This window comes from Neoakkermansia glycaniphila (assembly GCF_900097105.1).
Lineage (GTDB): Bacteria > Verrucomicrobiota > Verrucomicrobiia > Verrucomicrobiales > Akkermansiaceae > Akkermansia > Akkermansia glycaniphila.
The window spans coordinates 2,770,791-2,783,892 of sequence record NZ_LT629973.1; the positions used below are offsets into that span (position 1 = coordinate 2,770,791).

At 60.1% G+C, this 13,102-nt stretch carries 8 protein-coding genes; 1 reads left to right on the forward strand and 7 read right to left on the reverse strand.

Annotated features, from left to right (window positions below; all coding sequences use genetic code 11):
* Window positions 1-163: 163 nt before the first annotated feature.
* The 6 genes from gdhA to cmk form a co-directional block, all read right to left on the reverse strand.
* Window positions 164-1,516 (reverse strand): NADP-specific glutamate dehydrogenase, encoded by a 1,353-nt coding sequence (gdhA, locus tag PYTT_RS11580; protein WP_067777655.1) that lies wholly within the window; start codon window positions 1,514-1,516, stop codon window positions 164-166.
* A gap of 264 nt (window positions 1,517-1,780) precedes the next feature.
* Window positions 1,781-2,803 carry a transposase gene (locus tag PYTT_RS11585; RefSeq protein WP_067777654.1) on the reverse strand — a complete coding sequence of 341 codons (1,023 nt, stop codon included), beginning with the start codon at window positions 2,801-2,803 and terminating at the stop codon, window positions 1,781-1,783.
* Window positions 2,804-2,963: 160 nt separating this feature from the next.
* The gene (locus PYTT_RS11590) at window positions 2,964-3,758 is read right to left on the reverse strand and encodes a DeoR/GlpR family DNA-binding transcription regulator (RefSeq protein WP_067777653.1); all 795 of its coding nucleotides are present in this window, start codon (window positions 3,756-3,758) and stop codon (window positions 2,964-2,966) included.
* Between the two features lie 9 nt (window positions 3,759-3,767).
* The gene (gene recF / locus PYTT_RS11595; protein ID WP_067777652.1) at window positions 3,768-4,823 is read right to left on the reverse strand and encodes a DNA replication/repair protein RecF; all 1,056 of its coding nucleotides are present in this window, start codon (window positions 4,821-4,823) and stop codon (window positions 3,768-3,770) included.
* Between the two features lie 15 nt (window positions 4,824-4,838).
* On the reverse strand, window positions 4,839-5,459 hold the full coding sequence (locus tag PYTT_RS11600; protein ID WP_245741036.1) for a lysophospholipid acyltransferase family protein: 621 nt from the start codon (window positions 5,457-5,459) through the stop codon (window positions 4,839-4,841).
* Between the two features lie 22 nt (window positions 5,460-5,481).
* Window positions 5,482-6,123, reverse strand: a complete 642-nt coding sequence (gene cmk, locus PYTT_RS11605) for a (d)CMP kinase (RefSeq protein WP_245741037.1) — start codon at window positions 6,121-6,123, stop codon at window positions 5,482-5,484.
* Window positions 6,124-6,235: 112 nt separating this feature from the next.
* Between cmk and PYTT_RS11610 the strand changes: the two genes are divergently transcribed.
* On the forward strand, window positions 6,236-8,086 hold the full coding sequence (locus PYTT_RS11610) for a bifunctional lysophospholipid acyltransferase family protein/GNAT family N-acetyltransferase (RefSeq protein WP_172801829.1): 1,851 nt from the start codon (window positions 6,236-6,238) through the stop codon (window positions 8,084-8,086).
* Between the two features lie 139 nt (window positions 8,087-8,225).
* On the opposite strand, the gene PYTT_RS11615 is transcribed toward PYTT_RS11610, so the two are convergent.
* Window positions 8,226-12,980 (reverse strand): PEP-CTERM sorting domain-containing protein, encoded by a 4,755-nt coding sequence (locus PYTT_RS11615; protein WP_083077044.1) that lies wholly within the window; start codon window positions 12,978-12,980, stop codon window positions 8,226-8,228.
* Between the last annotated feature and the right edge of the window lie 122 nt (window positions 12,981-13,102).

The window sequence follows — 13,102 nt, forward strand, 5'->3', positions numbered from 1 at the left end:
GAACGAATGCCATGTACAAATATACGGATGTTCGGTAGAAATATTTCAGGTGTACTCTTTTGTATGTTGATATTCAGACAGAGAATGCCCCTCGACCGGAAACAAAAGAGCCGCGCCCTTCTGGGGAAGGGCGCGGCAGGCACAAAAGCGGAGGCTTCGCTGGTTAGACGATGCCCTGATCGATCATGGAGTCGGCCACCTTGACGAAACCGGCGATGTTCGCGCCCGTGACGTAGTTGGTGAAGGACTTGTCGGAAGCGTATTCCTTGGCATGCGAGAAGGCATTGTCGTGAATGTTCTTCATGATGCTCTTGAGTTTCGCGTCGACTTCTTCGCGCGTCCAGGAGAGGCGCTGGCTGTTCTGCGACATTTCGAGGCCGGAGGTGGCTACGCCGCCTGCATTGGCTGCCTTGGCGGGACCGTAGAGGATCTTGGCTTCGAGGTAGGCGTTGATGCCTTCGAGGTCGGTCGGCATGTTGGCACCTTCGGCGACGAGCTTACAGCCGTTCTTGATGAGGGTGCGGGCTTCTTCGCCGTTGATTTCGTTCTGCGTGGCAGACGGGAAAGCGCAGTCGCAGGGGACGTTCCAGGGGCGCTGTCCTTCGAAGTACTGGGCCTTCGGGAAGTGCTTGACGTATTCGGAGATGCGACCGCGGCGGACGTTCTTGAGGTCCATGATCCAGGCGAGCTTGTCGGTGGAGATGCCTTCGGGATCGTAGATGTAGCCGTTGGAGTCGGACAGGGTGACGGGTTTCGCGCCGAGTTCGTTGAGTTTTTCAACGGTGTACTGGGCCACGTTGCCGGAACCGGAGACGAGGCAGGTTTTGCCCTGAAGGTCGTCGCCGACGGTGGCGAGCATGTTCTGGGCGAAGTACACGCAGCCGTAGCCGGTGGCTTCCGGGCGGATGAGGGAGCCGCCCCAGCGGAGGGATTTGCCGGTAAGGACGCCCGTGAATTCGTTGCGGATGCGCTTGTACTGGCCGAAGAGATAGCCGATTTCGCGGCCACCTACGCCGATGTCGCCGGCGGGAACGTCGGTGTCTGCACCGATGTGGCGCTGAAGTTCGGTCATGAAGCTCTGGCAGAAGCGCATTACTTCATTGTCGCTCTTGCCCTTCGGGTCGAAGTCGGAGCCGCCCTTGCCGCCGCCCATCGGGAGCGTGGTGAGGGAGTTCTTGAAGACCTGTTCGAAGCCGAGGAATTTGAGGATGCCGAGGTTGACGCTCGGGTGGAAGCGGAGGCCGCCCTTGTACGGTCCGATGGCGCTGTTGAATTCGACGCGGTAGCCGCGGTTGACCTGTACATTGCCCTTGTCGTCGATCCACGGCACGCGGAAGATGATGGTGCGTTCCGGCTCGACGATGCGTTCGAGGATGGCGGAGTCTTCGTACTTCTTGTTGGCGGCGAGTACGGGTTCGATGGTGGAAAGAACTTCCTGCACGGCTTGCAGGAATTCCGGTTCGGAGGCGTTCTTGGCCTTGACGCCTTCGAGGACGCGTTGTGAGTAGGATGCCATTGTCTCTTGGTTTGGTTTGTTTGGTGTTGAGCCGGGAAGGCGGCGGATGGTTCCGGTCGCACTCGCAGGCGGCGTCATCTTGTATCATGCGCGGGCGGGTGCGGAAAGGAATTTTTTCAAGCGGAAAGAAAGGGGACGGTGAGAAAATGGAAACAATGAAATCATTCTTCGATTTTGGAACAGACCCCTGTGTTTGACGAGAGATGTTTTGGCCCTTCGGGTGAAGCCCGGTTTCGGAGGGGATGAGCAGCCCCGGCGGGTGCGTTACCGTGTTTCGGCGGTGATGCGGTCGATCCATGCGCGCACCTTGGCATCTTCCGCATACATTTTCTTGGCCCGGTGGAGCAGGGTGCCGAGGGAGCGCGGAGTGCCCATGTTCAGGCGGTTGGATATCCACGCATAGGGGACGATGGTGGTTTTGTGGACGGCGAGGGCAATGACGAGTTTGTCGGGGTGGCTGTAGGCGGTGGAATGCAGCTCTTCCTGTGTGAGGCCGAAGGCGCGGCAGCCGCGCTTGACGATGTTTTCGGCGAGGTGTTCCGAGGCTTCCTGTCCGCATTTGCCGAGGGAGCCGTCTGCAGGGCGGCGTGTGTATTCCTTGAGGTTGGAGAGGATGGATTGCCGGAAGGCCTTGGAGCCGTAGCACCAGCCGCGCTGGACGGTGCCGGGCCCGGTGTGGCCGAGGGGGATGAGGGAGCGTTCGTCCATGCTTTCCGCTTCGTAGCGGGCGAGCAGGTGGTTGTAGTATTTGAGGCGGCCTTCTTCGGTATCTTCGCAGGCGAAGCAGGCAAGGCCGCGTTCGGGCTGGATCCACGCGGGCCTGTGTTCCGGTGCGGCCATCCAGGCGGGGAGGCTGGTCCATTTGCCTGCTCCTTCGAAGCCCCGGACGCGGGCGATGCCCGAGCGGGCGGGGTTCAGGTGGATGTAGTCGATGATGGTGGAGAAGTAGTGGGAGTTGGCGGCCTCGACGAGCATGGAGTGGTAGCGGCCGCCGAAGAGGTGGCCCGTGTAGCCGTGGCGGCGGTTGAAGCGCTGGGTGTAGGCGGTGAGCATCCATTTCATGCCGTCGGAGAGGTTGGGTTCGACGGTTTCGAGCAGGAGGTGGAAATGGTTGTCCATGAGCGCGTAGGCATAGACATTCCAGCGGCAGCGTTCGGTGGCTTCGCGGAGGGTGGCCAGGAAGAGGTCGCGGTCGTCGTCGTCTTCATAGATGGGCATGTTGCGGTTGCCGTAGTTCTGGAGGTGGTAAACGGCTCCCGGATATTCGATGCGCAAGGGGCGTGCCATGGTTCGATTGTGCCATGGACGGAGGGGTGTTGGCAAGTTTTATTTGCGATTTTTGAACCGACACCTATTGCCGGACTCCGCTGCAAAAAATAGTGTCATCATTCGTTGCCGGAAGGGAATCGAGGATGTTTCGACCCCATGCGCCATGACGGTGACGGGGTCAATAGTCGAATTCGTCTCGCACGGGCGGAGCGGCCGGGGAGATGTAGGGGACGGTGACGATTTCTGCTCCCTGCCGGAGGAATGCCTCGTGTGCGGTTTCGGGCAGGTTGTCTTCGGTGATGAGGGTGGCGGTGCGGACGGTCGGGCAGGGGAAGGGAGCGGCGCTGCCAAAGCGGGAGGCCGGGCAGGCGATGCAGACGCGGCGGGCGAGAGGGGCGGCCTGCCGGATGAAGTCGGCTCGGGCGAAGCTCCGGTAGGCCGGGGTTCCTTCGGGGGTGACGGAGTCCGGCGCGGTGAGGAGGAGGCCGATGCCGAGGTGCCGGAGGCTTTCGACGGCTCCGCTGCCGATGAAGAGGCCCGTTTCCTTGTCGAGGAAGCCGCCCGTGGAGAAGACCTGCTGGCGCATGGCCCGGGGGGAGAGGGTTTCGAGCAGTCCGATGCTGTTGCTGGCGACGGTGAGGGGGATGGGGGGGAGTTGCGCGGCGGCGGCGAGGGAGACGGGTGAGCCGTCGAGAAAGATGCAGTCGTTTTCCCGGAGGAGGCCGACGAAGGCGGCGGCGAGCGACTGGACGGCGCGCAGCTCGGTGCCGGGTTCCGTTGCGCCGGGAGGCGGCAGGTAGGCGGCTCCTCCGTGGACGCGGCGAAGGAGGTGGTCGCGTTCGAGGGCGAGGATGTCGGTGCGGACGGTTTCGTCGGTGACGCCGAGGTCGCGGGCGACGGCGACGGTGCGGATGGTGCCGCGTTCTTCGAGGAGGCGGAGGATGTAGTCGCGGCGTTCGTTGACGAGGTACATGGCTGCGGGTCAGGATGCGGGATGGAGTTGTCCGCCGGAGAGGGTGAATTTGGGCAGGGAGGCGTTGTCCTGTGCCCAGGAGTCGTGCGTGGTGGTGATGAATACCTGGGAGTCGCGCGGGATCATTTCCATCAGACACTGGCGGCGGGAAGGGTCGAGTTCGCCGAAGATGTCGTCGATCAGCAGATAGGGGGCGATGCCCGTTTCTTCGCAGAGGAGGGAAGCCTGGGCGAATTTGAGGGCGGCGGCGAGGGTGCGCCGCTGGCCTTCGGAGGCGTAGTCGGCGGCGGGCATGCCGTTGATGCACAGGCGGAAGTCGTCGCGGTGGGGGCCGTAGCGGGTGTGGCCGCAGCGAAGGTCGTCGTCGAAGCTGCGTTCCAGCATGTCGGCGAGCGGTTCTTCCGTGGAGCGGATGTAGTGGAGTTCGACGGGTTCGGCGCGTCCTGCGATGCGTTCGTGGCTCTGGACGATGTGGGGCAGGAGGAGGCGGAGGAGCTGCGCGCGGAGGGAGACGAGGCGTTCGCCGTGTTCCACGAGCAGTTTCGTGTAGCTGCGGATGGATGCGGGGTTGCGGCTGCCGTATTTGAGAAGGTGGTTGCGCGATTTGAGGGCCTTGCGGTAGCGGAGGAGCTCGTTGCGGTAGCCGGGGTGCCACTGGGTGCCGAGGAAGTCCAGATGGGCGCGCCGCTGTTCGGATGCGCCCATGATGAGTTCCATGTCCTGATTGCCGAACCAGACGACGGGCGCGCTGTCCGACAGGTAGGCGGCGTAGTCGGCACGCTGTTCGTCGTTGACGCGGAGGTCGAGCTTGCCGCCGTTCCAGACGATGCGGCGGACGATGTCCTGCACGGTGAGGCGAAGGCCGAATTGCGGTGCGCCGTGGCGCAGCATTTTGGCGGCCTGCGCGGTGCGCGGCGAGTGCAGGCGCAGGGCGAAGCAGAGGGCTTCGAGGAGGGTTGTTTTCCCCTGGGCGTTGTCCCCGAGGATGAGCGCGCCCCTTTCCGGCACTTCCCAGGCCATTTGGAAGTAGCAGCGGAACTGGTAGAGGCGCAACTCGCTGATCATCGAGGGAGGCGGAGATTACGGCTCCGTCGGGAGCGCGCGGATGGCGTTCATGACCTTGTCGGCGATGTGCTGGTAGGCATCCTTGCCGCGGGCCTTGAGTTCTGCCGGGGTGAAGTCGATGGGGTCGCCGACGCTGACGGTGACCTGCCGGAAGCGCGGGAAGCTGCTGCCGATGGGGAGGCAGTCGTAGGCTCCGTGGATGCGGAGGGGCTGTACGGGGACGTTGGCCTTGCTGAGGATGAGGGAGATGCCGGGCATGGCGTCGTGGATTTCTCCGTCGGGCGTCCGGGAGCCTTCCGGGAAGACGAGGACTCGTTCACCGGCGCGCAGGAGTTTGATGACGGCTTTCATGCTGGAGCTGTCCGGATTCTCTTGGTCGATGGGGATGGCCTGGCATTTGGGAAGGGCCTTTTTGAAGATGCCTTTGAAGAGGGTTTTGCGGGCGAAGAAGTAGATGGGGCCTTCGTACGCGATGCCGAGCATGGGCGGGTCGAGGAAGCTCTGGTGGTTGGCTACGATGAGGACGGGGCCTTCTTCGATGAGTTTTTCCCGGTTGATGACCCGGTGGCCGAAGAATGCTCTGGATGCCGACTTGAACAGGGTGTAGAAGACCCAGTAGAATGCGTTCATCTTCATGAGTGAGGAGAAAAGGAGGCTGCTATTGGGTGAGTTTGGCGCGGATGTCGTCCGCGATGCAGGCGACGACTTCGTCGATGCTCATATCGGAGGTGTCCACGAGGCGGGCGTCGGGAGCCTGCGCCAGCGGCGAGGCTGCGCGCTGGGTGTCCTTTTTGTCGCGTTCGGCGATGGAGTCGGTGATGCCTTCGGCGGCGCGGCGGGCGGCGCGCACTTCTTCCGAAGCGGTGACGAAGTATTTGAAGGGAGTGTCCGGGAAGACGACGGTGCCGATGTCCCGCCCTTCCATGACGACAGGTTCGCTTTCGTTGTATTCGCGCTGCTTGCGGACGAGCAGGGCTCGCACTTCGGGGATGGCGGCTACGGTGGAGACAAGGCCGTTCACTTCCTGCCCCTTCAGTTCGTCGGTGAGAGTGCGGCCTTCACAGACGACGGTGGAGACGGAGCCGTCCTTGCCGAAGGAAAGGGGGATGCCGGGCAGGGCAGCGACGACGGCGGCGGTGTCCTGCGGGTTGATGCCGCGTTGCAGCAGATACCATGTGACGGCGCGGTACATGGCTCCTGTATTGATGAAGGTGTATTGCAGCTTCTGGGCGATCAGCCTGGCTACGGTGGACTTGCCGGAGGCGGCCGGGCCGTCGATCGCAATGGCGGGGTACATCATAGGCACAGAGGATAAACAAAAAGCCGCCGTTTGTCGAGGACTTGTCCGGCGGGAGACGTTTTTTCGGCGTTTTTTGCTGGATATATGGCCGTTTTGTGTTATTCTCCCGGTCATGGCACACGCCCGACAGCCTAAAATGGTGGATATACGCGACCTGCTCGGAGAATCCGTCCACATGCCTGCTATTGTCGCCTCTTCGGCCGAGCGCGTACTGGGGCTGACCCGCCTGAACAATGCGTATGCCAAGATCGTGCGCGATATGGAGGCTGGGACGCATGAGAACTTTTTCTCGTTGGCTGTCAAGTATCTGAACCTGCGCTACCATCTGCGGCAGGGCGATATCGACCATATCCCGAAGACGGGGCCCGCCATCGTGGTGGCCAACCATCCCCACGGCCTTTCGGACGGCCTGATGTTCGGCGATCTGCTGACGCGCGTCCGTTCGGATGTGCGCATCGTGGCGAATGAGCAGCTGACGCTTTGCAAGGAGTTGGAACCGTGGATGATCCAAGTGGATGTGTACGGAGGCGAAGAAGCGACTCGCAAGAATTACACGGGCATCAAGCAGATGCTGCAATGGTTGAAGAACGGCGGCTGCATCGGCATTTTCCCGGCGGGTACGGCTTCTTCCTATTCTCACAAGGATAAGCAGGTGACGGACGATCCGTGGAATACGCATATCGCCTCCATGATCCGCCGGACGAAGGCGACGGCGGTGCCCGTCTATCTGCCGGGGCGTAATAGCCTTCTTTTCCAGGGGATTTCAGTGATTAAGAAAGAGGCTCGTGTGGCCTTCCTTCCCCGCGAAGTGGGGCGCGATTCGCGCCGCGTGCATCATATCATGATCGGCAAACCCGTATCCGGCGCGTCGCTGGCGCTGCTGCCGACGGACGATGCGATCGTGGCCCAGCTCCGCCTCCGCACCTACCTGCTGGCGAAGTGCTACGAAAAGAGCCGCAACCCGTTCCAGAAAAAGGTTTCCAAGCATTCCCGGCAGGATGCGGTGATACCGGCCATTCCTTCCGAAGAGCTTCGCGCCGAGATCGACGCCCTGCCGCCGGAGAACTGCCTCGTCGCGCCGGAATCGAACGGTTGGCGTGTGTATGTGGCCGCCTCATCGCAGATTCCCAAGGTATTGCGAGAGATCGGACGCCTGCGTGAAATCACGTTCCGCGAAGCAGGGGAGGGCACAGGCTCCAGCTGCGACCTCGACGCCTACGACAACCATTATCGCCACCTGTTCCTTTGGGACGGGGATGCGGACAAGATGGTCGGCGCCTACCGCATGGGTTTGACGGATGAAATCCTCCAGCAATACGGAGTTAAGGGGCTGTACAATGCCGAGTTTTTCGATTTCTCGCCGTCCGCTCTGCAGATTCTCGCGCAGGGGCTGGAGATGGGACGCGCCTTCATCGTGCCCGAGTACCAGAAGAGGCCGGCCGCACTCAGCATGATCTGGGAGGGAATCGGCAGCTATATGGTGCGCCATCCGCAGTACCGCTACCTTTACGGTACCGTGAGCATTTCCCGCGAATACACGAATCTTTCCCGCTCACTGATCGTTTCCTACCTCGAATCGAAGGAGATGGAGAAAGGGCTGTGCATGGGCGTGCGCGCCTACCATCCGCCGCACAAGATGCGCCTCAACGGCGCGGAACTCCGCATTCTGCCGGTCGGCCTGACGGATTCCCAGCATCTCTCCGGAGTCGTCGCCGAAATCGAGGACGACGGCAAGGGCATTCCCGTGCTGCTGCGCCAGTATTTGAAACTGAACGGCAAGATTCTGGCGTTCAGTATCGACAAGTCGTTCGGCGATGTGCTGGATTGCCTGATTCTGGTGGATATTTACAAAACGCCCGCCCGCTCTCTGAAGCGTTACCTCGGTGCAGAAGCCTGTGCTGCGATTCAAAAATTGAGTGAAAGCGGCGTGATTGCAGGAGAAGCTGCGACGGCAGGTTCCTGATTGTTGCCGGAAAAAGGTCTTGTTGTGGAGGGCCGTATTGTCATCCGGCATTCGTTATTCTGAAAAAACGCCCTCGGATCGGAATCCGGGGGCGCTTGAAAAAGACTCTGCCTGTGGTGCTGTGGCCGTGTTGCCGCTTTTACTTCCTGCGGCGGCGCATGGCCAGAGCGGAGAGTGCCAGCAGAGACAGGGCGGTTGAGGACGGTTCGGGTACCTGGATGTAGATTCGTCCGTCAAGATCAATACCGTGTTCGTTGAGTTCTGTTCCGGTCAGGTCGACGCCTGCTTCCGTGCCGAGTTTCACTCCCTTGAGGCGTTCGGGATCCGTGATGATCTTCCACTTGGGATCGCACCCCGTCAATTGAATGTTTACGTCGCTGTCCGCCGCCAAGGCGCCCAGTTCGACTGCGAGCACTCCATAATGATTCCCCGGATTGTAATGGCAGTTGGACAGATCGACCGTCAGTTGTCCGGATACTTTGATGCTGTGGCTATTGAATATATTGGCGCTGACGACGGGGGCGACGGTTTTGCTGGACAGCGTACCCGTGATATTGGCATTCACAATCTGCAATTTCGTATTTTGAAGATTGAGCGTGGCCGTGGCTCCCGCAGCTGCCGTGATCTGGGAGCCTGTGCCGAGGACGACATCATTTAAGGTGACCGATGCATTCTGTGCGAGAGAAACCGTTGTATTGTTCAGGATGGCATGGTCAATGGTCGCACCTGTTCTGTTGATGGTTACCTTGGCGTTGTTGAGTGCTGCCTTGACGGTGCCCGTCGTATCGACGGAGACGATTCCGGATGCCGTCACATTGGCATTGGAGAGGGTGGCATTGGTTCCAGCTGCCTTGGCCGTGACCTGCACGGTGGAAGTTGCCTGGCTGCTGCCTCCTGTACAGATGCTGCCCGTGTTGGAGATGGAGATCGTGCCCCCTGCCGCGACGTATGAATTGCCCGTGCCGTACATGTTGGCATTGACATGTACAGTGCCTTGCGCAGCTGTTGTTGTTCCGGTAAAGGATTTATCGCCGCCGCTGATGGTCAGGGTGCCCTGTCCGGTCTTGTACAAGCGGCCCGAACCGGAGATGTTGCCGTTGAGTGTGACATTGTGGCCGTTGGTGTTGAGCGTCGAGGATGTGGAACCGTTGACGGCGTAGCCGACGCCGGATGCCGAAGTCCAATCGGCATCGGCTTTGATGGTAGTTCCTCCATTGAAGTTCACGGTACCCGTTCCGGATACGCCCGACGAACCGATGTTCAGGGATGCCGTGTCGGACAACGTGATTGATCCGTTATTGATGGAAATGCCGGCCGTGTTGACGACGGAGGTGTTCTGGATGTTGAGCGAACCTGCCGTGCCGGAACCGTTGCCGATGTTGATGGTTCCGGTGGAACCGTTGACGGTGGACGAGCCTGTGATGTTCAGTGTACCCGTGCCGGACGTGCCCGTGTTGCCGATGTTGATGGCGCCACCGGCTCCGAGGGTGTAGGTGGCGCTGTTCATCGAGAGCGAAGCGCCGCTGTTGATGGATAGGTTGGCGGAGTTGACGGTTCCCGTCCAAACGTCGTTGAGACCGGAGATCACGGCGTCGCCGCTAAGGTTCAACCTTCCGGCGACGGTGTTGTGTCCGCCTATCGACAGGTAGCTGCCTGCGGCAATCTGCTTGCCGGTTCCCGTGGAGAGGTTGGCATATCCCTGTGCCGTGAGGGCGCCTGTGATCGTCGCATCCTGCGCGAAGTTGACGGCGGAGGCGATGGTGGATGTACCCGCCTGCAGGGTCAGAGATCCGGCTGTAACAAGAGCGTTGAATGTGCGCGTGGCGTGGGCTGCATCTCCGGCGAGGCCGAGGGTCAGCTTGCCCGTGATGTTCACGGCTCCGTTGGCTGTGGTGAACTGGCTGCCGTTGAGGGTGAGGTCGGAACCTGCGGACAAGGTGCCCTGGAGGGTGGTCAGAGTCGGATCAAGCGTCAGCGTGCTGGCAACATTGCCGAAGGTGATGTTGTGGCTCAGGGCTGTTGCGCCTGTGCCTTCTTTCAGCGTGATGGAGGCTGCACTGTTGTCGAAGACGAGAGCGCCCGAACCCGTGATGCCGAGAGTGCCTGAGTAGGTGCTTCCGTTCACCTGGAGGGTTGTGCTGGAGGCGATGTTGACCGTTCCTGCCAGATTGCTGCCCGCAGACAGGTTGAGATAGACAGTTCCCAAATTGATATTGAGCGTGCCGCTGAATGTTTTGCTGGAGCCGCCGATGGTCAGGGTGCCGGAACCCGTTTTCGTCAGAATGCCGGAACCCGTAATGTTTCCGTTGAGGGTGGCATTGTGGCCGTTGGTGTTGAATGTGGAGGCAGTCGAACCGTTGACGGCGTATGTGACGCCTGAAGCCGAACTCCAGTCGGCCGATGAGCCGATGGTCGTACCGCCGTTGAAATTAATGGTACCAGTACCGGATATGCCTGTTGAGCCGAGGTTCAGTGTTGCCGTGTCGGACAACGTGATCGATCCGTTGTTGATGACAATGCCGGCCGTGTTGACGACGGATGTGTTGCCGATATTGAGCAAGCCCGATGTGCCGGTGGCATTGCCGATTTTGATGGTTCCGGTGGAACCGTTGACGGTGGACGAGCCTGTGATGTTCAGTGTACCCGTGCCGGACGTGCCCGTGTTGCCGATGTTGATGGCGCCACCGGCTCCGAGGGTGTAGGTGGCGCTGTTCATTGAGAGCGAAGCGCCGCTGTTGATGGACAGGTTGGCAGAGTTGACGGTTCCCGTCCAAACGTCGTTGAGACCGGAGATCACGGCGTCTCCGCTAAGGTTCAACCTTCCGGTGACGGTGTTGTTGCCCCCGGTGGAGAGGTAGCTGCCTGCGGCAATCTGCTTGCCGGTTCCCGTGGAGAGGTTGGCATATCCCTGTGCCGTGAGGGCGCCTGTGATCGTCGCATCCTGTGCGAAGTTGATGGCGGAGGCGATGGTGGAGGTGCCCGCCTGCAGGGTCAGAGATCCGGCTGTAACAAGAGCGTTGAATGTGCGCGTAGCGTGGGCGGCGTCCCCGGCGAGGCCGAGAGTCAGCTTGCCCGTGATGTTCACGGCTCCGTTGGCTGTGGTGAACTGGGTGCCGTTGAGGGTGAGGTCGGAGCCTGCGGACAAGGTGCCTTGGAGGGTGGTCAGTGTCGGATCAAGCGTCAGCGTGCTGGCGACATTGCCGAAGGTGATGTTGTGGCCAAGGGTGGCGGCGCCGGTGCTTTCCCTCAGCGTGACGGTTGTTGCGCCATTACCGAAAACGAGGTTGCCGGTTCCCGTGATTTTCAAGGCGGAAGCATAGGTTCCGGTATTGAGTTGCAGCGTAGCTCCTGCGGCGATGCTGTAGGACTGCGCCATGGACAGGATATTGGCTGTCGAAACGTTCATGGCCAATGTGCCTGTGCTGACGGTGATGGACGTACCCGTGAAGGCTTTGTCGGCTCCGTTGATGGTCAGTGTGCCGCTGCCCGTTTTGGTGAGGCTGCCCGTTCCTGTGAGAGCTCCGGTGAGTGTGATGTTGAAGGTGCTGGAACTGATATTGGCGGCATTGGCGCCGAAAGCGATGGTGGATGTAGCGGATGAAGTCCAGTTGTCGATGGCGCGCAGCGTTGTGCCTGCTCCGAGGTTGATGGTACCCGTACCGGTGATGCCTCCGGAGCCGATGTTCAGACGCCCCGTGCCGCTCAGGGTGACGGATCCGTTGACGAGGGCAAGAGTCTGCGCATTGACGACAGCCGTGTTCTGAATGGTCAGGGAACCGGCGACCCCCGAACGCCCGACGGTGATGGTGCCCGTGTTGGCGTTGATGATGCCCGATCCGGTCACGTTCAGAGTGGCTGTACCCGATGATCCCTGGGAGCCGATGGTGATGGCGCCGCTTGCTGCAAGGTTCAGCGTGCCGCTCAGTGTGAGGGTGCCGCCGTCGTAAATGTTGACTGATCCCGCGCCGACGGTGCCGGTCATCGTGTTGCCGGCATTGTCGATGTCGATATTCTGGGAAATGGAAAGATTGGCTCCGATGGTTGCGTTCCCTCCGGTCGCAAGAAATTTCTGCGCGGTCACGCTGCCTGTGATATTGGTATAGGCTCCGGCATTTACTGTTCCCGAGATGCTGGTTCCTCCTGTGAAGGCTGTGCTGGCGATGTTGCCGGATTCTCCGGCCTGAAGGGTGAGCGATCCGGCTGTGACGAGCGCATTGAAGGTGCGAATCAAACCATTGTCGGCCTTGTTGATGGTCAAGGCATTGGTGACGGTTACGGCTGCTCCGAATGTCATCGTCGCATTGGCATTGATCGTCAAATTATTGAGAGATGTAATCGTGCCGGAGACCAAGGATGTGCTTTCGGAAAAGGTCAGGGCGCATGTATTCGAGCTGTTGTCGAATAGGATGGCGTTGGTAACGGTGTTTCCACTGCGGGCCTGAATGGAAGCAGTGCCTCCTTTAGTGAATTGCAGGGTCCCCGTACCGCTCAGTTTGAGGGTGCCGTATGCTCCGTTGGTACCCATGACCAGCGAGCTTGTACCCTGAATATCGTAAGCGGAGTTGAAACTGAGAAGATTGGCAAGAATAGTCGGATTGAGTACCAGTTTTCCCGATTTAACAGTCATCAGATCGACGAGAGTCAGCGTGGCAAAATCCGAAATGGTTAATGTACCCGTACCGTCTTTGGTAAACTGTGAGCCTGCCAGACTCAACCCGGTGAGAAGTGAAATCGTCGCACTGTCCGTACCTGTTACCGTGACCGTGTTGCTGCCCGTCGTCAAAATGACAGGCTGTGAAGAACCGTTCGTCAAGGTGATGTCGACGGCAGTTGCTGGTGCAACCATGGAAACCATGACGACTGAAAGCAGGGCAGGATGAAGATGAGGTTTCATGATGATGAAGGTGCGTGATACAACGTATCGTCTATGCGTCGACTATGCTCCTGCTCAGACTTGAGGTCAATAAGAAAATCTATCTTATAACAATGTAGTGTTAGTTTGTTTTTCTGCTGGAA